The 23,649-nt window shown below is 64.7% G+C and carries 19 protein-coding genes and 3 pseudogenes; 9 read left to right on the forward strand and 13 right to left on the reverse strand.

From position 1 onward, the window contains the following. Positions 1–456: 456 nt before the first annotated feature. A pseudogene (locus DK389_RS02150) lies at positions 457–642 on the reverse strand (integrase core domain-containing protein); the annotation flags it as partial. Further along, positions 636–764: a hypothetical protein gene (locus DK389_RS34890; RefSeq protein WP_257791943.1), complete on the reverse strand. Its 129-nt coding sequence runs from the start codon at positions 762–764 to the stop codon at positions 636–638. The pseudogene DK389_RS02150 and the gene DK389_RS34890, both read right to left, overlap by 7 nt. A 794-nt stretch (positions 765–1,558) precedes the next feature. Here DK389_RS34890 and DK389_RS02155 point away from each other — a divergent pair. Then, positions 1,559–4,759 (forward strand): peroxidase family protein, encoded by a 3,201-nt coding sequence (locus DK389_RS02155; RefSeq protein WP_109887226.1) that lies wholly within the window; start codon positions 1,559–1,561, stop codon positions 4,757–4,759. A gap of 176 nt (positions 4,760–4,935) precedes the next feature. Here DK389_RS02155 and DK389_RS02160 read toward each other — a convergent pair whose 3' ends face one another. Next, on the reverse strand, positions 4,936–5,250 hold the full coding sequence (locus tag DK389_RS02160) for a hypothetical protein (RefSeq protein ID WP_109887228.1): 315 nt from the start codon (positions 5,248–5,250) through the stop codon (positions 4,936–4,938). A gap of 188 nt (positions 5,251–5,438) precedes the next feature. On the opposite strand from DK389_RS02160, the gene DK389_RS02165 reads away from it, so the two are divergent. Continuing rightward, positions 5,439–6,578 carry an HPP family protein gene (locus DK389_RS02165; RefSeq protein WP_194075151.1) on the forward strand — a complete coding sequence of 380 codons (1,140 nt, stop codon included), beginning with the start codon at positions 5,439–5,441 and terminating at the stop codon, positions 6,576–6,578. A gap of 698 nt (positions 6,579–7,276) precedes the next feature. Here DK389_RS02165 and DK389_RS02170 read toward each other — a convergent pair. Both DK389_RS02170 and DK389_RS02185 read right to left on the reverse strand, forming a co-directional pair. Next, positions 7,277–8,020: a 5-formyltetrahydrofolate cyclo-ligase gene (locus DK389_RS02170; protein WP_194075152.1), complete on the reverse strand. Its 744-nt coding sequence runs from the start codon at positions 8,018–8,020 to the stop codon at positions 7,277–7,279. Positions 8,021–9,234: 1,214 nt separating this feature from the next. Then, a protein-coding gene (locus DK389_RS02185) for an IS630 family transposase (protein ID WP_109887230.1) occupies positions 9,235–10,196 on the reverse strand; the annotation gives its coding sequence in 2 pieces (ribosomal slippage) (positions 9,235–9,848 and positions 9,848–10,196; 963 coding nt in all). 152 nt (positions 10,197–10,348) lie between these two features. Here DK389_RS02185 and DK389_RS02190 point away from each other — a divergent pair. Genes DK389_RS02190 through DK389_RS02200 form a run of 3 tightly spaced genes read left to right on the forward strand, consistent with a single transcriptional unit; the run spans position 10,349 to position 12,925 of the window. After that, positions 10,349–12,223 carry a PHA/PHB synthase family protein gene (locus tag DK389_RS02190; protein ID WP_109887232.1) on the forward strand — a complete coding sequence of 625 codons (1,875 nt, stop codon included), beginning with the start codon at positions 10,349–10,351 and terminating at the stop codon, positions 12,221–12,223. A 51-nt stretch (positions 12,224–12,274) separates the two neighbouring features. Beyond that, a complete protein-coding gene (locus DK389_RS02195) occupies positions 12,275–12,460 on the forward strand; it encodes a hypothetical protein (RefSeq protein WP_109887233.1) in 186 nt (61 codons plus the stop codon). A 51-nt stretch (positions 12,461–12,511) separates the two neighbouring features. Further along, complete coding sequence (locus DK389_RS02200) at positions 12,512–12,925, forward strand: hypothetical protein (protein WP_162560446.1); 414 nt, start codon at positions 12,512–12,514, stop codon at positions 12,923–12,925. Between the two features lie 176 nt (positions 12,926–13,101). On the opposite strand, the gene DK389_RS02205 is transcribed toward DK389_RS02200, so the two are convergent. Beyond that, the gene (locus DK389_RS02205) at positions 13,102–13,383 is read right to left on the reverse strand and encodes a DUF6894 family protein (RefSeq protein WP_109887237.1); all 282 of its coding nucleotides are present in this window, start codon (positions 13,381–13,383) and stop codon (positions 13,102–13,104) included. 898 nt (positions 13,384–14,281) lie between these two features. Here DK389_RS02205 and DK389_RS02215 point away from each other — a divergent pair. The 3 genes from DK389_RS02215 to DK389_RS02225 all read left to right on the forward strand — a co-directional run bounded on the left by DK389_RS02215 (position 14,282) and on the right by DK389_RS02225 (position 16,214). Next, positions 14,282–14,695, forward strand: coding sequence for a heavy-metal resistance (locus DK389_RS02215; protein WP_109895942.1), 414 nt, complete (start codon positions 14,282–14,284; stop codon positions 14,693–14,695). Positions 14,696–14,804: 109 nt separating this feature from the next. Continuing rightward, entirely contained in the window at positions 14,805–15,155 is a 351-nt protein-coding gene (locus tag DK389_RS02220; RefSeq protein WP_162560447.1) for a hypothetical protein, read from the forward strand. Positions 15,156–15,473: 318 nt separating this feature from the next. Continuing rightward, complete coding sequence (locus tag DK389_RS02225) at positions 15,474–16,214, forward strand: helix-turn-helix domain-containing protein (RefSeq protein WP_109887241.1); 741 nt, start codon at positions 15,474–15,476, stop codon at positions 16,212–16,214. 274 nt (positions 16,215–16,488) lie between these two features. Here DK389_RS02225 and DK389_RS35435 read toward each other — a convergent pair whose 3' ends face one another. From DK389_RS35435 to DK389_RS02245, 4 genes are all read right to left on the reverse strand, one after another. Next, a complete protein-coding gene (locus DK389_RS35435; protein ID WP_162560448.1) occupies positions 16,489–16,788 on the reverse strand; it encodes a BON domain-containing protein in 300 nt (99 codons plus the stop codon). 228 nt (positions 16,789–17,016) lie between these two features. Further along, the gene (locus tag DK389_RS02235) at positions 17,017–17,700 is read right to left on the reverse strand and encodes a helix-turn-helix domain-containing protein (protein WP_109887245.1); all 684 of its coding nucleotides are present in this window, start codon (positions 17,698–17,700) and stop codon (positions 17,017–17,019) included. A gap of 83 nt (positions 17,701–17,783) precedes the next feature. Beyond that, a complete protein-coding gene (locus DK389_RS02240) occupies positions 17,784–18,185 on the reverse strand; it encodes a response regulator transcription factor (RefSeq protein WP_109887247.1) in 402 nt (133 codons plus the stop codon). 153 nt (positions 18,186–18,338) lie between these two features. Next, complete coding sequence (locus tag DK389_RS02245) at positions 18,339–18,725, reverse strand: CBS domain-containing protein (RefSeq protein WP_236960536.1); 387 nt, start codon at positions 18,723–18,725, stop codon at positions 18,339–18,341. A 236-nt stretch (positions 18,726–18,961) separates the two neighbouring features. On the opposite strand from DK389_RS02245, the pseudogene pqqC reads away from it, so the two are divergent. Next, positions 18,962–19,741: pseudogene (gene pqqC, locus DK389_RS02250) on the forward strand (pyrroloquinoline-quinone synthase PqqC); the annotation flags it as partial. Between the two features lie 27 nt (positions 19,742–19,768). Here pqqC and fixJ read toward each other — a convergent pair. The 3 genes and pseudogenes from fixJ to hemN all read right to left on the reverse strand — a co-directional run bounded on the left by fixJ (position 19,769) and on the right by hemN (position 23,396). Further along, positions 19,769–20,377 (reverse strand): response regulator FixJ, encoded by a 609-nt coding sequence (fixJ, locus tag DK389_RS02255; RefSeq protein WP_109887251.1) that lies wholly within the window; start codon positions 20,375–20,377, stop codon positions 19,769–19,771. After that, positions 20,367–21,907: pseudogene (locus tag DK389_RS02260) on the reverse strand (PAS domain-containing sensor histidine kinase). The gene fixJ and the pseudogene DK389_RS02260 overlap by 11 nt, the downstream one beginning before the upstream one ends. Before the next feature lie 136 nt (positions 21,908–22,043). Continuing rightward, positions 22,044–23,396, reverse strand: coding sequence for an oxygen-independent coproporphyrinogen III oxidase (hemN, locus tag DK389_RS02265; protein ID WP_109887253.1), 1,353 nt, complete (start codon positions 23,394–23,396; stop codon positions 22,044–22,046). Between the last annotated feature and the right edge of the window lie 253 nt (positions 23,397–23,649).

The raw sequence follows: 23,649 nt of genomic DNA on the forward strand, positions 1-23,649 counted from the left end.
GCCTGAGGCTCCGGCGCTACCCGTCGTTGAATTGCCAACGCCGGTACCCGTGCGGGCACCATCCTTCGTGGCTCCGGTGCCGGTCATTCCGCCGGCCCCCATGCTTCCGCTGGGAGTGCCGACATCGCTGCGGTCACCGGCCTGCCCAGCTCCGGTGCCCTTGTTTGCCGCTCCTTCAGCGAGGGCGATCCCTGCGATGCTCGTGAGGATCGCGGTTGCGAGCAGTGGCGCGCGAATGTCCGCTCTCATGGTGCCTCCGGTGCTGCCCTGCCAAACCAACACTCTCTCGGAGGAAAAGGTGCGATCTTTCGTTCAGAGTGCGATCTGGAATGCGCCTTCCAGTGACCGAGTAGAGGAGTGAATGGTCGCGGCCTCACGTGCGCAACTTGGCTGGAACATTCCGGCGAGGATTACTGAGTGACCTGACCGGCATTTTGGACCGAGCCAATTGCGAGGCTACTGCATGGTCGTTGCCATGGGTAGGCGGAAGGCCAGATCCGGGAAGCTGACGGGCGCGGCTGGTAGCCCCAAGGACGAGTGCGGCCGGACGCGATTGTCGGTGTTTTGCCAGAGTCCAATCACAGTCTGCGCTTCTTTCAGCGAGGAGAAGATCTCTTGGCGCAGGCACTCGTCCTTCAGCTCTGCTCGCAGATGCCCGCCTCTTTGCAGGCAACCGCGATGCTCTTGCCCTGGGCTGTCTGTACCTCGATCTGGCGCAACGTCAGCACCACCTGCTCGGCACTCGGCCTCTGCCCTCGCCTCATCTCCAGCTCCTCCGGTCCTGGCTGATCCTCGCAATCAGCCCGGTCCAAAGCCAGCCGGTCAGGTCAGTGGCGGCAAACGGCCACGTTAACGCCCGAGCTAGACTTGCCCACGCCTGCATTGCTTCCCGTGAATTCTACGTCTGAACCCAGGTAGTAGGTGCTGTATTATCAAGCGGGCGCCGAGAGGGGGCACGAACGCTGATGATCCTTGCGGTGCGAGCTTTGGTATAGACGAGGCTAAATTGGTTGTACGCGGTCTCGAGCAAGCAGGACAGGCGATAGTTAAAACAAAGATAATGATACAGCGGATCCAGCAATCACAAGTATGGGTTTTCCGCTGCGAAGGCATGCAGCTTTATCAACTTGCTGTCGGCACGTTTATTGCCTCCTGTATCGGCCTTATCCCAGTTTAAATCTAGTAAATTGTGAGCTTTCTTAACAAATGCAGGCGCGGTGGCGGCGACTAGCCCATACCCTCCGGCCCTAAATCGACTATTATAGTTTTCCTAAATTAGGCTTTGAGTTCAGCGTCGATTTGGCTTGGCCAAAATCGGCGAACAGAAGAGGCGCGCCAAGAGGATTGTTGTCTACTCGGCGCCGCATTGCACGGGCCCCTGCTGCCGAGATCAACGTCGTCACAATATCGCGGCTGCAAGCCATGGTGGCGTGACGCCGGCTCGTCTTGGAGGTTTGAGGCCAGACACCGGGCGCCAGCTATTTCGTGAGAGCCGGGTGGCAGCACCAGGGGCTGCCTCCTGCTCGTCCGTGGTCAGGACTGCGAAGGAGGCGAGAGGATGGGAGCGCAAGCAGACCGGCGTTCGACGCAGCAACCGCCCCCGGCAGGCGTGAAACATATCGAGCTCCGTCCGCAGGATCTGGATCTGCTTCTGACCCAAGCGAGCGACCCAGCCCTGCACCGCAACGTCAGCGGGTTCGAGAACAACCTCACGCCCGGTCGTGAACTCTGGGGAGCGGCCAGTCAGCCCTTCCTGCGCCTGTCGCCCGCTCAGTTCGAGCAGACAGAAACTCAGACCAGCCCGAACGCAGCGCGCGTCACCTCCGTCGACGGGACGTCTCTCCTCCCGAACCCTCGGCTGGTCAGTGACCTGATCGGCCAGCAACCTCTCGATGCCGGCGGCAACACGATCAGCCTGCCGAACAGCTTCGGCGGCAACCTTCTCCTGATGTCCTTCGGGCAGTTCTTCGATCACGGCCTCGATTTCTACGCCCGCGGCGGCGGCCCCGATCTCGTCCCCATCAGCGACGTGGACGATCGGCTGGCGACCGCCCAGCTCCGCCTCGACGCAATTCGCGCGGCGCAGGGACTTCCCTCCGTCCAGATCGACGCGACCGACAACCTCCTCAAGCAATTGGGGGATCACCCTCCGCCAGGGTTCGAATTCCTGACCGGCAGCCGCGCCGGACGCTTCGACCTTGTGAACGGGCGTGTCGTGCTTGGTGCCGATGGCGCGCCCGTGATGAACAACAGCACCGGGACGGCGCATCTCAACAAGACGGCACCGTTCGTCGACCAGAGCCAAACCTACGGCTCCGAGCCGAAGATGGCGGACCTGTTGCGCGAGAGTGCGCGCACCGCAGCCGGCGACCTGATCCCGGACGGCAACGGCGGCTGGGTGAAGACCCATCGCCTGCTCGACGGAGCCCAGGAAGTGGGCCCGGACGGGATCACCCGGGGCAATCTGCCGAGCTATGCCGATGTCTTGGTCAACAATGGCGTGCCCCGAGACGTCATCGATCGGCTGTTGGCCGACGTCGCGGACAAGACGATCACGAACATCGACGCTTGGGCCCGCCTCACGACAGCTCCGGGCTTCGTGAACTTCAGTGACATCGGCGACGCCAAGCACACGATCATGCTGGGCGACAAGAATGATGCGCTCGCATCGCCGTTCGGGCCGGACGGTGTCACGCCGAACCCGACATTCGATTTGCAGAGCCTTCTATCCTACCACATTGCCGGGGATCACCGTGCCGACGAGAACGTCGCGCTGACCGCGGTCCACACGGTCTGGTACCGCGAGCACAATTTCGAAGCTGAGCAGATCCGGGCGCTGCATCCGGACTGGAGTGCCGAACAGGTGTTCCAGGCCGCCAAGATCGTCACCTCGGCCGAGTACCAGCGCACCGTCTTCACCGAATTCGCCGACGGGATGTCCGGCGGCATCCCCGGCCCATCGCACGGCTTCGGCGGGTACAACCCAAACGTCAATCCCGGCATCTCGGAGGAGTTCGCGGGCGCCATGTATCGCGTCGGCCACTCCATGATCAACGAGACCATTCCGTACGTGGATAGCGACGGCGCGATGCGGGAGGTGCCGCTGTTCTCGGCCTTCCTGAACCCGGCCATGTTCGATGGCCGGGATCCGCTCACGGACGGGGTCGGTGGTGCGGCTTCCATCATTGCAGGCGAGGTTCAGGTCGCGCACCAGCGGATCGACGAGCAGATCGTCGAGGTGATCCGCAGCAAGCTGCTCGGGCTGCCGCTCGACCTCTACGCAGCCAATATCGAGCGGGGCCGCGAGGCCGGGGTGCCGACCCTCGATACCTTCCGGCGCTACGTGAGCGAGAACACCAGCCTCATCGATCAGGCTGGTCAGGCATCGAACTACACGGCGACCCAGCCCGAGAAGGTCCCCGGCCTCATGCCCTACGAGACCTGGGCCGAGTTCGGGGCCAACCTGCGCGGCACACCGGAGGAGCAGGCCGAGCTCCTAGCGCTGTTCAAGGCCGCCTACGGCGAGGCGGATATCCATGTCGGCGATGTCGACCTGTTCGTCGGCGGCCTCGCGGAGAAGCCGTTCGGTGCGAGCCAGATGGGCTCGACCTTCACCTGGATCTTCCAGGAGCAACTCGACCGGCTGCAGGAGGGGGACCGCTTCTACTACTTCAACCAGCTCAAGGATGCGCCGCTGCTTCTCGCCGATATCGGCTCCCAGCATTTCTCCGACATCGTCATGCGGAACACCGGGCTCGAGCATCTCCACTTCGCGGCCTTCAAGGTTGCGGAGACGATCGAGCTTGGCCCAGAGGATCGAACCTACGAGCAAGATGGCCTTCCGACCACGCCCGGTGCGGCCTTGGTGCTCGTCGGCAACGCGCATGACAACACGATCGTGGTAACGGCTGGCGACCACACGCTCTACGGCGAGGCGGGAGACGACACCCTGCAGGGCGGCTCGGGGCTTGATGCCCTGCACGGCGGCACCGGCGACGACGTCCTGATGGCCGGAGCGGGCCCGCTCGGCGCCTTCGCCTACGGCGAGGATGGCGACGACGAGCTCCGCGGCAACAGCGGCGACGACAACCTGATCGGCGGCGCGGGCGACGATGTCATCGAGGGTGGCGCCGGCAAGGACTTCCTTTCCGGCGGCTCCGGCGACGATCGGATCATGCCGGGCGCCGATCCGACCATGATCGATGGCGGAGAGGGCAACGACACCATCGTGTTCAGTGCCGCCTCGGAGGGCGTGACCGTCGATCTCGGCATCGCGCTGCAGCCCATCGTGGGTCTCGGCGGCTACGCGCAGGGTGACGTGATCAGCGGGATCGAGAACATCATCGGCTCACGCGCGGCCGATACCTTGACCGGGGACCAAGCCGACAATCGGATCTCAGGCGGTCGTGGGGACGATCACCTCGATGGTGCAGCCGGCGACGACCTGGTGATCGGTGGCACCGGAGCAGACGTCCTGCGTGGTGGCTCGGGAGATGACACGCTCCGGGGCGGCAAAGGCGCGGACACGTTTGTGTTCCACCCCGAGGACATAGGCCAAGACACGATCACCGACTTCGATCCGGAAGCGGACCACCTCGATCTACGCGAGCTCGGACTGTTCGACGTTGCGGATGTTCTTTCCGTCACGAGCGAGGATCGGTGCGGAGACGCCGTGATCGCCGTCAAGGGTATCTCGATCGCGCTTGAAGGCGTCAGCGAGGCGCAACTTCAGGCGGCATGCAGCACGTTTGTCGTGTAGGTGAACATCGAGGGCTCCAATCGGCGATGGTGCCCGACCGTGCCGGTACGCCGCCGCGGGTCCGGACGGCAAGCTATCTAAGACCTGAACCGGCGCTTGCCCCAGACCGTTGGGATGCTCCTCATGTCTGGTCTGATGCTGCTCGACTGGCGACATCTGGGACAGGGCTGTCAGTTTCAGTCCAGGGCGATGTAGACGAGCAGCGACGCCATGCTGAGCCATGTGCAGGCCGCGAAGGTCCGCTTGGATGGGCTGTGACGTCGCACCATGTCATGAACCAGCCATGCGAGCAGCAGCAGCAGCGCGGCGGCCGCGATCCCGCCGCGTTCGAGTGTCAGCCCGCTCGCGGTCAGGAATGCCGTCACCCCGACGGTGGTGCTGACCTGATCCCAGGTGGTCACGTTCCGCCTGTCCGCGAACATCTCCACGAAGCGAACGCAGCCGAGCACCGCAGCGACAGTGAGCAGCGCGGTGGCGACGATGTCCCTCATGGTCTTCGGCTGAGTGCCCGAGCCTAGGTTGCCTCGCCGACAGGCAGCGTGCCTCGCCACGTTGCAATTTCGGCCGCGGCTCGTAAACGGAGGCTTGGTATACCAGTGTCCCGCGCCGGCCGTCGGAGCATCTGCCTGTTGATCGGGCACCTCGGACGGCGGTTCGGGCAAGCGAGGGACGCGCGAAGATGTCCAACTCCGTCAGCCCAAAGCAGCAGAGCGGCAAGTCAGCCGGGTTTCGCCTGTTCAGGCCGATCTTGGCAGGCGCAACCCTGCGCGAGCGCCTCATCGCCTGCCTGGGTGCGCTCGCGGGCATCACGCTCACCGGCCTGATCTGCGGCTTGGTCTTCGGCCAGGGACCCGACATCCCGCTGATCGTCGCCCCGATGGGCGCCTCGGCCGTTCTGCTGTTTGCCGTGCCGGCAAGTCCCCTCGCCCAGCCCTGGCCCATCATCGGCGGCAACACGATCTCGGCCTTCGTGGGCGTGCTGGCTGCCCGCTTCATCCCGGATCCGGTGGTGGCGATCGGCGTCGGCGTCTCGCTAGCAATCGCCGCGATGTCGTTCACCCGGTGCCTTCACCCGCCCGGTGGTGCGGCCGCCTTGACGGCATTGATCGGCGGCCCAGCCGTCACGTCCGCCGGCTTCCTGTTCCCGCTGTTTCCGGTCTGCGTGAACTCGGTCATCCTGGTCGCTCTTGGTATCACCTTCCACAAAATCGCGCGGCGCAACTACCCGCACGTCCCAGTTGCGGTGCCGGTCAACACCCATGGCACCGCTGACCTGCCCGCGCCGCTCCGCGTCGGCTTCAAGCCGGAGGACGTCGATGCTGCCCTTGTCGCGTTGCACGAGACGCTGGACATCGATCGGGCCGACCTTGACCGGCTCCTGCAGCAGGTCGAACACCACGCGCTCGTGCGCTCGCAGGGCGACCTCACCTGCGGCGAGATCATGTCGCGCGATGTGGTCACCATCGGGCTGGACGGCAGCGCTGAGCGGGCGCGAGAGCTCCTGATCGCGCATAACATCCGGACGTTGCCCGTGGTGGACGGGGCCGGTCAGCTAGCGGGCACGCTCGGCCTGCGAGAGCTGACACTGCATGGCGAGGTGGGCATCGCGCAGGTGATGTCGGAGGCGCAAACGGCCGGACCTCATGAGCCGGTGGTCGCGTTGGCGTCCTCGCTGACCGACGGCCACACCCATGCGGTGGTCGTCGTGGACGAGGAGCGGCGCATCTTGGGGATCATCACCCAGACCGACCTCCTCGCGACCGTCACGCGCCTGCTCTCGGCGAAGGCTTTCGCGCTTTCCGAGCCTGGCCCGGCGTAGGCAACCGCCACGGCCCGATCTTGTCAGCCGACCCGAAGGCTCGGACGCTCGGCGTTACCGCTGGATGTGGGAGGTTCGCGCGGCACGTCACCGTGGGTGTTGGCCCGGTTGTTGCCAGAGCTCTGGCTTTCCTGGCGCCGCCACGCCCGCAGGATCAAGCCGATGCAAGATGGACCATTTCTACTTCACCTGCTGCACGCAGCCTTGATGGCGTCGAGCATGATGCTGACGTGGCAGGTCTACCTTCTCCGCAAGCCGAAGTCGGAGTAGGCCGGCTCCCGCTGGAGTACCCGTCGCTGCTGGCCGCCTTTCGGGAGAGGGCCAGTCCATACAAATCTGAAAGACCTTCGACTGCCGATGGCTGCATGTGTTGATGCTGGCATCAACCGCAGCAGGCCAAGCCGGTTAAGGCCGCCGGACTTCAGCCCGTCTGTGCGCTTGGTGCGGATGTGGTGGCCTCCGCACGCCGTCCGCTTCCCGCGTTGAAGCGGACATATTCGGCACGCGCACCTTGAGTCCGCTCAGGGTCAATCGGAGGCATTCAGCAAAACCGCGCCAGATGTCCGCTCACCCACAGTTCGAACCCCACGAGCAGACGGACTGCACCCGGGCGAGGTTAGCCGTTCGTCATTGCGGGCAATGCCGGAGTTCAGCCGATCCTGATCGCGTCTCCGAAGTGGAGGTTCGCAGATGGAGCGTTACGGAGCTGAGGCTCGTTCAGTGATGATGAGGTCCATCCGCATATCGTGCGGCTGCGGATGAATGGTGTCCAGGCGCGACAGTTCAAAGCCGACGCCGATCGTCTGTGGCTTCGATGGCATCGCCGCGATGGTCCGGTCATAGAAGCCCCCGCCGTAGCCTAGCCGGAAGCCGGAGACGTCAAAGCCGACGAGTGGCGCGAGCAGGATATCAGGGAGTAGCGGCTCGCCCTCGGCTGGGATCGGGATGTTCCAGACGCCCCGGGACATCGCCACACCCGGCCACCATTCACGAAACTGGAGTGGCTGCGCCTTTGCCACCACCACGGGAAGCGCGAGGCGCACCCCGCGCGTGCGCAGACCGGTGAGGAGCGTGCGTGCATCGTACTCCCCTCTGAAGGGCCAGTAGAAGCCGACGAGGTTTCCCGAGGCCGAGGAGAGCGCCTCCGCCAGCGCCGTGTCGATCCGCCCGCTCCAGTCCGCGCGCTCTGCGGACCCGATCTGAAGCCGACGCTCGATCAACTGAGTGCGCATCTCCTTCCGCCACTGCCGGATCGCTGGCCAATCCAGGCTGCCGGCAGGTAGCGGAGGGCTCCCTGCCCGCTCCGATCCGCTGGTCAGGCCGACGAAGCTCGGATCGAGTTCGTGCATGAAACAGGGCGTCGAGCTGTAGGTGCCGAACGCCGCCGGATCCTCGACAGGCTGGTGAGGATCGTTCTCAGGTTTCCTCGTCTGAGTGCCCATGACCCCACTCCCCTCGAACAAGGTCCTCTAGCGGCAGCAACAACCCAGGCATCGCCCAGGTTGGGCTGCCGGGCCACTCCACGCCTCTGAGTTCGACCACTACCGGAGAAGCACGCTCGTCCCAGCAGAGCATGCCGCAACATCCCGCGTCACCGCTCCAAGGTCCGTCACCTGCGCCACCTGCTCAAGGACGGCCTGCTCGTCACGTCGAGGTAGATTTCGCCAAGCAGAGGAAGGTTCCGCATAGCAGGGCTGAGGCGGTCACCTACCTGCTGATGAGTTTCTGCGGGCAATGTAGGCGGGCGCGGCTTTCAGGCTGCGGGCAACTCTGAGAGCCTGCCCCACGACCGCCCAGCATCGAGGAAGGAGCGGCCATGTCGTTGGACAGAAGCTTGCAAACCATCGCCGCAGCGAACGGCATCGGAACGGACACGAACTTCGGCGCTGTCACGCCGCCTCTCTACCTGACCACCACTTTCACCTTCGCAGGCTACGAGCAGGCCCGTGCCTATGACTACACGCGGGCCGGCATCCCAGCCGCGCGCTGCTCGCCGATACGATCGCGCAACTGGAGGGTGGCGCGGGATCTACCGTCACAGCCAGCGGCAGGGCGGCGATCGATCTCATCCTCGGGACCATGCACCTAGGGCTCGGCCAGGGCGGCCGCGAAAACTTCCGAGGCCCTCAGCCGCTCCCGCGGAGCTTCCTCGCACGCCCGGTGCGCTGGGCAGCCCCTCTGCAGGGCAATGACGCGGCCTTGAGCCATGTAGGCACGTAGGCGAGCGAGATGCAGCTCGGCTTGGTGGCGGGATTCCTCCTCAGGGTTGTCTGGAGGTCGACTCTCGAGTTGCTGCACCATGTCCTTGGCGCGGTCCCAGGCTTGCCGCGCGAGCTCCAGATCTGAGTAGATACGTCCTCCCCTGAGCCCGTGGCGCGTTTTAACGCCGGGCATGCCGAACTGGATCCCGCCCCATCGAGGCTCGTGCACCGATAAGATGACAGCCCGGCAGCTGGATCGAGCATGTGTCTGGGTCGCGGCCGACTCGTGTTGCAACGGACGAGCTACGGACGATAACAAGCTTCTGTAATCGGGTCGGTCAATGACCGGCATTGATGCCACATCGCGGGGGCCGCTCTTCTGTTCGTGGTCGGCGTGAGGCCGCCACAGGATACGGCCAGGTCGGCAGGACGGACCAATCTAGAGCTGTTCCCGGTCAGGTAGCGACGGCCAAGTCGTCTTCGTAGCCGGCTGCGGCGAGGTAGTTGCGGCACTCCTGCGGGGTGAAGCACGAGAGGGCCTGCCGGATCGCTGCCCAGAGATCCGGGATGGTGCGGGCTGCTGCGCTGCGCAACAGGGCCTTGAGCTTGGCGAAGGCCTGCTCGATCGGGTTGAGATCGGGGCTGTAGGACGGCAGGTACATGAGCCTGGCCCCTGTGGCCTCGATCGCGGCCTGCACGCCGGCGACCTTGTGGGCTGGCAGGTTGTCCATGACGACGATGTCGCCCGGCTGCAGCACCGGGATTAGGGTCTCGGTGACGTAGCTGCGAAAGCGCCTGCCGTTGGTGGGACCGTCAAGAAGCGCGGTGGCGCACAGCCCACTCGTGCGCAGGGCGGCGGTGATGGTGGTGGTTTTGTAATGCCCCCACGGCGCTGCGAGCCGGCAGCGCTCGCCGCGCGGGGCCCAACCGTAGCGTCGCGCCATGTTGGTGGCAGCCGCGGTCTCGTCCAAGAACACCAGCCGGTCCGGGTCGAGCTCGGGCTGGGCCTCGAACCACGCCTCGCGGGCCGCTCTTACGTCCGCGCGCTCCTGCTCAGCTGCGTGCGTCGCCCCTTTTTCCAGCTGATCCCGTGCCGCTGGAAGAAGCGTGACAACCCGCTCGTGCTGGTCTGCACGCCCTGCTCGGCCAGTCGGTCGCGCAGCTCACGCAGGAAGAGGCGCGGCTCCTGCTTCGAGGTCGCCAGGATGAGCGCGGCATGCGCCTCAATCCGCTTCGAGGTGTGATCGCCGCCCATCGGCTTGGAGGCGAGTTGGCCCTCATTGCGGAAGCGCTCCGACCAGCGGCTGGCGCTCGACACGCTGACCCCGAAGCGAGCGGCGACGCGACGGCAGGAGGCACCCGCCGCCACGGCAGCCACGACACGCTCGCGCAGGTCCACAGACAACGGTGAAGGCATGGGCAAGCTCCTTCACCCGTCAACGTGCCAGCCGCCAACCCGTCTCAAGCGGCGCGGGATCTGCTCTAGCTCAGGCGGGTCAGAGCAAAAACACGCAGACGACTGCAGCTGGTGATGATGGCACCAGCAAAGGCTTACAGAGCCCAGACCAAATGCTGGGCTTCTGGGCTGCTTGGATGGAGCAACTCTCCGCTTCGCCTCAGGCCGCGCCGAGTATCGCCTGGCCACAATGGCAGGACGCGCCCACCACGCTCGGCCTTCCGGTCCTTCCAAGCAGCCCCGAACAGCTGAGCAAGAGCCTTTCGGACGGTCCGCTGCTTCGCTCCATCGATCAGATCTGGAACGCGAATCCGCTGCGCGAGGTCGTGCCCGTGGACTGGGCCGAGATCGCCCGAGCCTTGCGCATCGTCTGGCTGCGCTCCGCCGGAAAGCCGAACGCTACCCTGTCGCTCATCGACTTCAACCAAGCGCTCTGGGGCTCGCTCCTCAGTGTCTGGCAGGAGGCGGGACAGAGTTGGCTCGGCCTGTTCGGCTTGGCGAAGGATGAGGAACCGGGGGCGTCCTCGGGCGACAAGCGGTTCGCCGCACCCGAGTGGCGCACGAACCCGGCCTACCTGGCGCTGAAGGAGCTGTATCTGCTCGCCTCCGATTGGCTGCTGGAGCAGAGCGAGGCAGCCGACATGGAGGAAGGGGAGCGGCAGCGCGTCAACTTCCATCTGCGTCAGTTCGTGGACGCGATGAGCCCCAGCCTGATGCTGATGTCCAATCCGGTTGCTCTGCGCAAAGCGGTCGAGACGGGCGGCGCCAGCCTGGCGGACGGCACTCGAAACCTCCTCGCCGACCTTGCAGCGGGTCGCCTCAGCATGGTCGACGCGAGCGCGTTTGCACCCGGACGCAACCTGGCTCTCACGCCGGGCAAAGTGGTCCACCGCAACAAGCTGATGGAGCTAATCCAGTACACGCCGACGACGGAGCAGGTTCACCGCACGCCGCTGCTGATCCTGCCGCCATGGATCAACAAGTACTACATTCTCGACATGCGGCCGAAGAACAGCATGATCCGCTACCTGGTCGAGCAGGGCTTCACAGTCTTCGTGGTCTCTTGGAAGAACCCTGACGCGTCGATGGATGCCATCGGCATCGAGGACTACATCGACCTGGGGCCGCTGGAAGCCAGCGATGTGGCCTGCGCGATCACCGGCAGCCCGAGTGTCAACGCCATGGGCTATTGCATCGGTGGCGTTCTCCTGACGCTGACCCTGGCCGTTCTTGCGGCCAAGGGAGACAAGCGCTTCAACGCGGCAAGCTTCATGGTCTCGCCGCAGGATTTCTCGCACATCGGCGATACGGCTGTGTTCATGGGCGAGCCGACGCTCGATCTCATCGAGCAGCAGATGATGGAGCGGGGCTACCTCGACAGCCGCGAGATGAGCAACATGTTCAGCCTGTTGCGGTCGAACGACCTGATCTGGGCGAATGTGGTCAACAACTACCTGCTCGGCAACAAGCCGCCCGCCTTTGATCTTCTGTACTGGAACAGCGACGGCACGCGCATGACGCGAGCTGCGCACAGCTGGTACCTGCGCAACACCTATGTCGAGAACAACCTGATCAAGCCCGGCAAGATCCGGCTGAAGGGCGAAGCGATCGATCTCGGCCGCATCCACCAGGATGCTTACGCGGTGGGGTGCGAGAAGGACCACATCGTGCCGTGGGACTCGGCTTGGCGCATCACGCAGTTGTTCGGCGGGTCGGTCCGATACGTGCTCGCCTCCAGCGGGCACGTTGCCGGGATCATCAACCCGCCGGGCGGCAAGGGCGCCTACCGCACGCGTGAGGACGGTGCTGCCGCAAGCAGCCCCGAGGAGTGGCTGCAGGGCGCCGCGCGCCACGCGGGCAGCTGGTGGCCGGATTGGGTGTCGTGGCTGTCCGCCCGTTCCGGCAGGAAGGGCAAACCGCCACCTCTAGGCAGCGCGCAGCACCCACCGCTGGTGGATGCACCGGGAACCTACGTTCTCGAGAATTAGGATCAAGCTACAGACCCTCGACAATTTCCTTGGGGATGTTGGGAGGCCAACATGGCAGAGCGCACCGCCCACACCGATGCCGAGAAGCTGGCCGACGAGGTCAAACGGGCGATCGGTGGCCGCCTGCCAAGCGCCGAGGCAACGGCCCTCGGCAACGTGCTCGACCTGTACGTCGCGACCATCAAGAACCTTGAGGAGCGGCTTCACGCGCTCGAGCAGCGGGCCGGCCAGGGATAGGACCCCATGGTTCGTACTGTCTCACTCAGTCTTGCAGCCAGCCTCAGCCTGATGGGTCTGTCCGCCTCAGCGCAGCCCGAGAAGCCTATTGCCGTCCCACCCGTTCAAGGTGTTGTGCCCCATGATCTCCAGCCTCCGAAACCTGACCCAGCAACCGAAGCCAAGGCGAAAGCGGATGCCAAGACGGAGGCGAGAGCCCGCGCGGTAGAAGCCGAGAGGCGCTTCAACGAGCGGATCAAGGCCAACGACGTGAAGCCAATCGACATCACCAAGGCCGAGATCGCGAAGGCGAAGGACGAGGCTGCGGCGAAGAAGAAGGCCAAAGCCGAGGCTGAGCGGAAGGCTCAGGAAGAAGCGGCCGCCAGAGCGAGAATCGCCGAGACCGAGAAGAAGGCTGCGGAGCGCGACAGGGCCTGGGACGCGCAGATGAGGCGGGGCATGGGCGGCATCTGCAAAGGCTGCTAACGAAGGTGACCGGGCTCCTCGAGCGGCTCGTCGATGCCGCTCCGCTGACGCTCAGAATCACCCTCACTGCGGCCCGCGGCACCGCAGAGCAGCGTGCCTCCGCCTCGATGCGCAGTTTCGCACGCCACACGGTGCGCAGCGGGTCAGGGAGCTCTCCTCGGCCCGCTTGCTGAGTATCAGGCGACTTGCAGGATGACCTGAGTGGGTGGGACCTTGGCGGGAATCTGAACTCGGGTGCCGGTCAGGTTCAGCGTGGACGCGTAGACTACGTGTCCAGCTTCGTCCCGCACGCTTGCAAGAAGCGTCTTCTGGCCGGCGATGATCGGCTCGTGGGCTGCGACCTCTGCCAGCAGCCTGTTGGCCATGACGCCGACCGCATCCCCATCAGCGCACTCGATGCCAACCGTGTCGCGCGTGGTGGACTGCTCGTCGTGAAGGTCCAGGTAGTAGCGGGGCACTGATCTATCTCCGTTCTGCTCGTCCGCGGACGGGGCGTGCGAGCCCAGCAGCACACGCCCGCAGGCAAATGGCTTCGACCCGATGCCAGCGGGCATGCTCACGAAGGGTTTGCACGGCGGCGACATCACTTCGGAGTTCGAGGTGGGCCGCCGCGGCGGCCAGCTCCGTCGCAGCAGAGTCGCAGAGGTCAGCACTGCTACGCAGCCGCAGGCACTCGGTCCGTTGCATCGCAGTAAATTACGCCGCCAGTTTTTGCGCTGCAACAAATTCAGCGAGTGCGCAGTCTACCGTACCGACCGGGAGCTGCAGCCGTGTCACCACTGGTCACCAAGGCGAAGGGCGCGGCAGTGGAGAGGGACGGTGCGCGACGTCAACCAAGCTGCGGCGGGTACGGGTGAGGTGACGCACAACATCGCGGGGTGGCGGGAGCGGCTGGAGAGACGAGGGCAGCGGCTTCTCAGGTGCAGGCCTCTGCCTCCGCGCCATCGCGCCAGTCCGAGAGCCTCAGCACCGAAATGACCTGTTTCCTCGCGAGTGTACGAGCTACTTGAGTTCACTCAGATCCGATCTACTCCTGCGCGGCCCTGCCCGTCTCGGGTGGGTTTGCGCGTGTGTGCAGCCTGGAGCTGGCTGCGGGCGCCAGAGCGGCAGTCCCGCAACGCTTAAGCCGCACGTACCGTGATGCTGCACGCCGGAAGCGGAACATCCGCTGGGCCCCCAAATGACCGGGGCGTCAGTCAGCAGATCAACAACACTTCGCTGCTGTAGGACCGAGGCAAGCTGGGCAGGAGTCGGAGGTGCCCAGCGATGCCGATGCTCCGCACAAGGATGTCCTTGAGCTGCATCAACGACACTCGGGCTGAGGTGACCCAAGCCGTATCCATCGAGGAGGCGGCTATGACGTCACGTTCCGGCAAACCAGTTCCTGGCACCTTGTTCGATGGGCTCTTCATCCCCCTGGGTGATTGGGGCCATTTGCTGGACGTCGCTCAGGAGCTGAGGAGCATCGACAGCGAGTTCATGGATACGATGCTGGAGGCGTACGCCTCCGGGCCTCGCGCACTCTCCCCGTACGAGATCACCAAGGTTCGCAGCCTCGTGCAGCTGCTCAAGCAGCTTGATCTCGACCCAGCGGCCATTTGCCGTGAGTTGCCCGAGACCATGCACGAGCTTGAGACTACGTGTGTTGGTTGTACTCAGCGCACCCGGTGCGACCATGAACTCGCAGCCGGAACTGCTGCGGTGACCTACCAGCGCTTCTGCCCGAACGCGCAACGTCTCATGCACCTTGTGGAAAAAGTTGGACCCTAGCGGTGCATGTCCGATCGCTCGTCCGGCAATCGGCCACCGGGTGGTCGGGCCTGCGTTGCTGGTCCAGGACCCATGACCTAGATCAAAGCCGCTCATGCGTGACCCGGGAATGCTGACGCCAATCGAAGGCTACTCAGCATTCCCGCCGGCTGAATCAGGGATGAGCGTTTTCACGTCAGAATCGGTATCGCATGCCATGATGACCGAAATCCCGATTTACCGAACTGTAGATCCTCTGCACTTCCACCCGTCCACAACGGAGACCTACCGTGCGTTCTTCGTTGCCCGAAACGGGCGCATACTTGGGATGATTCCACTTGAGGCCGCGACCGAGGAGGAGGCTTGGATGATGGCGCGCGGACTAGCCGACGAAGACGAAGACGAAATTGTCGAGCTTTGGGCTGGCCTTCGCACCGTGGCCCGTTTCCAACGCATCGGCGGGACAGTGGGGACGTTCTGAATCCTCTGTCCGACGCACAAGGGTGAGGAGTCAGCTTCGCGTCCCCGGGCGTGGGACCGGCGCAGATCGAGGGTCGGCCGGCGGCAAAGCTGAAGGGCTTCCGCCTGCTCTTCGCTGTTCCGTTTTTTCGCAAGCTTGGTCGGACACAGCTTGGTCCAGCGCGGATCGTCAAGGTCGGTGGCGAGCTGGCGTTCGTCCCTGACGCACGTCGATTGCGCTGGATCAATGTATGTGGGTCGCCAACCTCCATCTTGGCCACTGTCGCAAAATGCCGGCTGCGGTTCCGAGACGCTGCCGGCTCGTCGCGGGAGGCTTGGTATGCTGGTCGACACAGGTTTGCAGGAAAGTCCCCGACACGTCTGTCACCACCGGCAATCCGAGGGCGGCTGCGCCGATTGTAAGGTCCGCCCGATCAGCGTCTGCAGCGTCCTGACACTACCCGAGCTGGAGGAACTCGAGTCGCTCAGTCAGCACCTCGTTCTCGAAAAGGGGCACGCCCTCTTCGGACAGGACGAACCAGCAGGCTATGTCTACAACGTGATCGAGGGCGCCTTGCGCCTCACTCGGCTGTTGCCGGACGGGCGCCGGCAAGTGATGGGCTTCGCGCTTCCCGGCGATTTTCTTGGGCTTGCCCTCCAGGACCGCTTCTCGGTTTCCGCCGAGGCACTGACTTCGTTGAAGACCTGCCGTTTCGAGCGCAGAGCATTTACGGGGCTCGTCCAAGCGAAGCCACATCTTCTCAGGAGTCTGCACGATCGGGCCGGATACGAGCTTACGCTGGCGCAGGATCAGATGCTGCTGCTCGGGCGCCGTACGGCCGAGGAGAAGGTTGCGAGCTTCTTGCTTTCCCTGCGCGAGCGCTACGCCCGCACGGGGCGCACGTCGGTCACCTTGGAACTGCCGATGGGCCGGCAGGACATGGCGGACCATCTCGGTCTCACCATCGAGACGGTCAGCCGCATGCTGACGCGTCTCGACAGGCAGCATGCCGTTCTCCTCGTCCCCGGTGGCGTCCGGCTCCTCGATTTGGCGAAGCTTGAGAGTCTTTCCGCGAACTGAGAGACTTCCGGGCCTTCGCCGCAAGCAGGCGTGCCGCCGAAGGCAACGCCTGAGGGCGGCCGGCGTGAGAAGGCAGGCGCGACTCTCAGCCAAGCTCGGATATCGCGCGTTTCTCGCCGGCCCGTGCCGACGTGAGAACGCCAGCAATCAATTTCTTGAAACATCCTGCGGCCGCCACGCCGCACCGCTGGGCCAAGCATCATGCTGCGCTTCGGTCGGGCCGCGACCTGCATCTTCGCAGTCTCGGCTTCCGCCCCGTCTAAGCTATCCTGGATCAGACGAGCGTGAGATGGTCCTCTACGGTGCGCACTCCCGGAACGCCTCCCGCAGCACGTTCGACGACCTCGCGTTCATTCCAAAGATCGACGCAGCCGTCGAGCGTCACCGTATCACCGCTCACACGGACGCGGACGTTACCTGTATTGCCAACGGAGCGCTTCAGAGCACCGAGGATGGCCGATCTGACCTCCTCGCAAGCCAGGGGCCGGATGCCGAGCAGATTTACGATCCCACGTACGCCAGGTAATCGAATAACTGCACGATCCAGGACTGCCTTCTGGTGTTCACTGGGCACGCTGCCGTTAGAAACACCCAGCCGTCCTCGACCACGATCCCGACTGATGCATGCGGGATCCGCTCGTCCATTTCGGCAACTTCAGCAGTGCGGTGGGCAAGCTCCTCGTCGCTCGCTCTCGAGGCCTCCCTACAACACACCTTGAGGCGGCTGGCGACTGTGCAGGGGACCCTCCCCGTCTCGCGACGGCGTCAGACGGTCCTGTGTCGGAAGGCCACAGCTGGAACTTCAGGCGTCGAGGCGACGGAGGGCAGCCGGGTTGCGTAGGATGACCGAGCGGCGGTTGGTTGGCAACGCGATGACACCCTCGCGCTCGAGTTGCGTCAGCGAGCGAGACACGCTCTCGATGGTGAGGCCGAGATGGTCGGCGATGTCGGCCCGCGACATCGGCAGGTTGATGCTTTCCTCTCCCGTCATCCGTTCGGACAGGCCGATCAGGAAGCTTGCGATCCTCTCCCTGGCCGACTTCCGCCCAAGAAGCATCATGTGGTCCTGAGCGCGCTCGAGCCCGCGCAATAGTGCGCCGACAACCTCACGGGCGAGGCAACCCCCGTCACCCGCTAACGTGCTCCGGTCGCTCGCACGGTAGATGATCAGTTTCGTGTCGGTCACGGCTTCGGCACTGAACCGGTGCTCCTCCCCCGCTTCGACCCCGAAGATATCCCCGGGCAGGTGGAAGGCGTCGATCTGCCGACGTCCGTCGCTCAGAAGCTTGTAGGTCCGGACCGCGCCCGACGCGACCTTGTAGAAGAAGGCGATCCGGTCGCCTTCGGCGAAGATCTCTTCGTCCGCTGTGAACGCGCGCCGCGATCCCGCCTTCGGCTCCGGCGTCTGCCGCGGAGAGAACGCGGCGTCCGGAAGAGCGCCTCCAAGAGCGGGAAGAAGGCCGGCGGTGGCAAGGACGGTCTGCATGGGAGCCTCGGCGTCGGTGACGTGGGCTCTTCGATACGTCCTACTTGGGACCCAAGAAATTCAGATGATCCCCCTAAGGGATTCTACGTAGGCGTGAGACCGCCCATTCGACTTCCGGACCTCAAGGCATCCCGAATGCCTTCCAGAAGCGATCCGTCCTCGAAAGGCTTTTCGACGACAAGGCGGAAGCCGGCATCGGTCGCACGCGCGCGAAGCGCCCGCGAGCCCTTGCCAGTGATGAGGATGGCGGGAAGCTCCACGTGCCGACTGCGCAACCTGTCGATCAGCTCGACACCGTCCATGCCTGGCATCTGATAGTCGACGACGAGACAGCCACTCCCTGGCAGCACCGGCTCGTCGAGCAACTTCGCGCCGTTCTCGTAGAGACGTACATCGAGCCCCTCTAGCTCTAACACGAACCTCAGCGAGTCGCGCACCGCCTCGTCGTCGTCGACGACGAGGACCGGTCCCTTGAAGGTGGTCATGGCAACGATGGATCCTCGGTTGCCCTTCGTCTACGCGGAACCCGGGGAGGATACCTTGATCTGCCTCAAGTGGCCTGAAGCGCGTCCGCCGAGGAGTATCACCCCAAAGCCGGAGTGATGCGCTCGTTCAGGGCATCATCGACTGGCTCGCGTCTACCGAGCGGAAGGTCGCGGATCGAGAGCATGCCGACTACTTCCTCGCCGTCCTTCACAGGCAGATGGCACAGGCAGATGGCGGCAGTGGCCCTGCAGCATCCGCGCGAAGGCATCCTGCGCATCGGCGGTAGCAGGAATGGTTGCCGGGTTCCGGGTCATCACGTCGCGGACGAGGGTAAGCATCGGATCGCGATGGTCGGCGATGACGCGGAGCGCGATGTCGCGCTCGTTGAGGATGCCGACGAGCCTCGTGCCGTCGAACACGGCGAGGGCGCCGACCCCCTTTTCGCGGATCCGGTGGCAGGCCGCCGCGACCGTGTGAGTGCCGCTGACGCGTTGGAGCGGGCGGCCCGCGAGCAGATCGGCGACGGAACGTCTGGACATGCTGTTCCTCCGGTTCATGCGCTCCGGACATCTTGCCGAGCTGGCGGCCGAGCAGACGCTTGGCCGGGACGGTTCCTCGACATCACGTCGCCCGATCACGCAGGATGCGAGCGGAAGACCATCCCTCGGACTATGGTTCTCCTAGACTGCGGCAGGCCAACCACCTTGATCTGAATCAAGGCATGTTTGCATCCGGATGCACTTGGCTCTGCCCACCGATCGAACCGGAATTCGCCATGACCGCAGCCTTCCCGACCCCCGCTGCCGACGAGAACCAGCGGCTGCTCAGCCCCGAGGAACTGGAGGCGGCCCTCCGCGACATCGGTGCCCGGCGCTACCACAACTTGCACCCGTTCCATCGTCTGCTTCACGATGGCAAGTTGAACAAGGATCAGGTCCGGGCCTGGGCGCTGAACCGCTACTATTACCAGGCGATGATCCCGGTGAAGGATGCCGCCGTGCTCGCCCGGATGACGGACGCCTCCCTGCGCCGGGTCTGGCGCCAGCGTATCGTCGACCACGACGGCGACCATCCGGGCGACGGCGGCATCGAGCGCTGGCTGAAGCTCACCGAGGGCGTCGGCTTCGACCGCGACTACGTGCTCTCGACGCGGGGCATCCTCTCGGCGACCCGCTTCTCGGTGGACGCCTACGTGCACTTCGTCTCCGAGCGCTCGCTCCTCGAGGCGATCGCCTCCTCGCTCACGGAGATGTTCTCGCCGACCATCATCTCCGAGCGCGTCGCCGGGATGCTGAAGAACTACGACTTCATCACCAAGGACACGCTCGCCTATTTCGACAAGCGCCTCACCCAGGCGCCGCGCGACGCGGACTTCGCCCTCGACTACGTGAAGCAGCACGCCACCACCCCGGCCCTGCAGAGGCAGGCGATGGCGGCGCTGACCTTCAAGTGCAACGTCCTCTGGACGCAGCTCGACGCGCTCTACTTTGCCTACGTGGCGCCGGGCATGATCCCGCCGGACGCGTGGCGCCCGGGCGAGGGGCTGCAAGCGGAGTAGGATCCTCGGCTGCGGCGGCCGACCCTAGACTTTGCCGGCCGTCAGGGTCATCCGCACGAGTTCCGAGAGGCTGCCGGCATGCATCTTGGCCATGACGTTCGCGCGGTAGATCTCGATCGTCCGCGGGCTAATGCCGAGATCGAAGCCGATGGCCTTGTTGGCCTTGCCGGCAACAAGGCCATCCAGCACCTGGCGCTCCCGTTCGGAAAGCGCGGCAAGGCGGTTCTGGATCGCGGACAGTTGCGCATCCTGGCCGGTGCGCAGCTCGCCGCTGCGCATGGCCGAGCGGACGGCAGTCAGGAAGATTTCGTCGTCGAACGGCTTCTCAATGAAGTCGACGGCGCCTTCCTTCATCGCCTCGACGGCCAGAGGGACGTCCGCATGCCCGGTCATCACGATTACGGGAGTCCCACACCCTCGTTCTCGAAGCTGGCGGAGGAAGGCAATGCCGTCGAGGCCTGGCATCCGCACGTCCGTCACGATGCAGCCCGGCACATCCGTAACGGCTTCCAGGTAGGCGATAGCCGACTCGTGAAGCCGCACTGGCAACCCGTCCGAAGCGAGCAGGAAGGCCAGCGACTGCCGGACCGCGAGGTCGTCGTCCACGACATGAACGACGGGCTCACTCGACATCGGTCATCTCCCTCCGGTCGACCGTCCGCAAGGTGAAATGGAAGAGCGTTCCGCTTCCCGGGCCGCGCTCCACCCAGATCTTGCCGCCATGCGCTTCTACGATGGTGCGACAAATGGAAAGACCCACACCCATTCCGTGGGCCTTCGTCGTCACGAAGGGTTGGAAGAGCTGGGCCGCGATCTCCGGCGCGATCCCGGTACCAGTGTCCGAGACGCACACCTCTACGAGGGCATCCGCCGGACGGGCATGCGTGGCGATGTGGAGTTCGCGTCGAGGCGCCTCGTGCATCGCCTCGATCGCGTTGCGGATGAGGTTCAGAAGCACCTGCTGCACTTGAATGCGGTCAGCAACCACGAGCGGCGCGTCGGGATCGAAGGCGAAGCCCACCCGCACTCCCTTCTCCTTCGCGCCGACGAGAGCCAACGCGCTGGCCTCTTCGATCAGCTTGGGTAGATTCTCGATGTGGCGCTCGCCCTCCCCCTCGAGACGAACTCGCGCAGGTGCCGGATCACCTGTCCTGCACGCAGAGCCTGCTCCGCGGCTTGGTTGACTGCGTCCGACAGCATCGCAACCTCGGCACCCTTCATGCGGCCGAGCAGCCGCCGGCATCCCTTGAGGTAGCTTGCGATCGCGGTCAGCGGCTGGTTGATCTCGTGTGCGAGCGTCGAAGCCATCTCTCCGAGGGCAGTGAACCGCGACATATGCACCAGTTCGGCCTGCAGTTCCTGCAAGCGGGTCTCCGTCTTCTGCCGCTCCGTCAGATCGCGGATGAATCCTGTGAAGTAGCGCACGCCGCCTGAGCGCATCTCGCCCACCGACAATTCCATCGGGAAGGTCGAACCATCCCGGCGCAGCCCGACCACGACGCGGCCGATGCCGATGATCCGACGCTCTCCAGTCTTGAGATAACGCGCCATGTAGCCGTCGTGCTGACTCCTATAGGGCTCCGGCATAAGCATGCTGACATTTCTGCCGACGACTTCGTCTGGCTCATATCCGAACTGGCGCACCGCCGTCGCACTGAATGACTGAATGCGCGCCTCCTCATCGATGACGATCATCGCATCCGGCACAGTCTCCAGGATGGAGCGCAGATGCGCCTCGCTGGTGCGCAACGCTTCCTCGGCTGCGTTCCGGTCCGACAAACCCCAGATCGCTTGCGTATAGCCGACGATCGCCCCTGCCCCATCACGCACCGGAACGACGAGAACCTTGGCGCGGTACGACCTTCCATCAGCCCTCTTGCTGAGACCCTCCTCTTCGTAGCGGCCGCTTTCGCGCGCCTCGGCGAGGATCCGTTCCGGCGTGCCGGCCTCAAGATCGTCTGAGGAGAAGAAGACCGAGATGTGCCGTCCGAGAAGCTCGGACTCGCTCCAGCGGCTGATGTGCGACCGTCCGGGATACCAGCCAGTGATGCGCCCTTCGCGATCGAGGGTGGCCAGCGCCATCTCCAAGGCACCCTCCGGCACATGGCTGCCTGTGGCTGGAGCGGAGGCCCTTCCCGCTCCCGGTGCCGTTGCGTGATCCAAAAGTCCCTCCGCCCCACAATCCGGGTCGCCGAGAAAATAGGCCGACCCACCCCCTAGCGGCAAACTCGTAAAATCGAGTGACCGAAGTGCGCAGGACCGGCAACCGAAGACCGAAGCGCGGCAGAGTACCTGGCGCCTAGACGGCGCGGCTGTGGGTACGTCCCGAGGTGCCGAGATAGGCATCGAACGCAGCTGCAACACTCCTGACGAACGGCCGCGCCTCCCTTGGAACGCTAACGACATTGCCCTTGATGCGCACGAGGCCGTCCGCTTCGAGGTTGGTCAGTCGGGGCGCCGCATGGAGGATCTCTCCCGGGCTCCGGCCGTGCGCCCGGCAGACCCGCCCGACGTCTACCGCGAAGTCGCACATCACCCGCTCGATCAGTTCGGCGCGGAGGCGATCGTCGCCGGTCAGAGCGTAGCCCTTGACTGCCGCCAACTCGCCCAGTGCGACGCGCTCCGCGTATGACCGGATTGCGGTCTCGTTCTGCACGTAGCCCTGAGGCAACCTGCCGATCGCGGATGCTCCGAACCCGAGGAGCACGTCGCTCGGATCCGTCGTGTAGCCTTGGAAGTTCCGGCGCAGCGTTCCATCGTTCTGGGCGCGCGCCATGGCATCCTCGGGACGGGCGTAGTGGTCGAGCCCGATCCGGCGATAGCCAGCGGCCAGGAGGACCGTGGCGATGGCGTCCGCCTGAGCCTGCCGTGTCCCACCGTCCGGCAATGCGCCTTCGTCGATCCGGCGCTGGTGCTTCTTGAACGTGGGCACGTGGGCATACCCGAACACTGCGAAGCGGTCGGGAAGCAATTTGAGGCAGAGCCGGATGGTCTCGACGCAGGAGGCGACCGTCTGGTGCGGAAGGCCGTAGATGAGATCCAGGTTGATGCCGTCGACGCCTGCAGTTCGAAGGTGGTCCACGGCCTGAGCAGTCCGATCGAAGCTCTGCTCCCTGCGGATTGCCCGCTGGACCGACGGATCGAAGCTTTGGACACCGAGGCTGACGCGGGTCACGCCAGCTTCGCCGATCGCCTTCGACATCTCCGGTGAAAGTGTGCGCGGATCAATCTCGACGGCAACTTCGGCATCCGACGCTACGACAAAGCGAGACCGTAGCAGGGCGACGAGGTCACCAAAGGCATCCGGCGCCATGATGGTGGGAGTGCCTCCCCCGAAATGGACATGCCGTACTTGGAGTGGGTGGACGAGGCGCGTGGCGACGAGGTCGATCTCGCGTCGCAACGCCGTCAAGTAGGCGTCGATGGGAGCGTCATGTTGCGTGATCGTAGTGTGGCAGCCGCAATACCAGCACATCGATCGGCAGAACGGCACGTGCAGGTAGAGTGAAGCGTCGGCCCTTTGTGGGAGCGCGGACAACCAGCTGGCGTAGACGGCTGACGTCACGTCCCCGCTGAAATGCGGGCTCGCAGGGTAGCTCGTGTAGCGCGGCAGTCGCTCGTCCCCATAGCGAGCCCTGAGTTCGTCTCTCATGCGGCTTCCTCTTCGGCAGCGCAGGTCCATGTCGCACCGAGCGCCGGATCGTCGCTAAGGTTCGGAGGAAGGTGGCGCCTTGATGTAGCTCAAGCGCGTCCAGGTAGTCCGAAGCCCGCATACGGTCTGGAGCGTCGAAGGATTGTAAGGGACGGGGCGGGAGGTCGCTCACAGACGCGGTCGCAACAAGTCCGGAGACCTTCCTTCTGGAAGCTCGCGAGCCGCGCGCAGTTCTGCTGCGGCCTGGATCAAG

The sequence above is a fragment of the Methylobacterium durans genome (assembly GCF_003173715.1).
GTDB classification, from domain to species: Bacteria; Pseudomonadota; Alphaproteobacteria; order Rhizobiales; family Beijerinckiaceae; genus Methylobacterium; species Methylobacterium durans.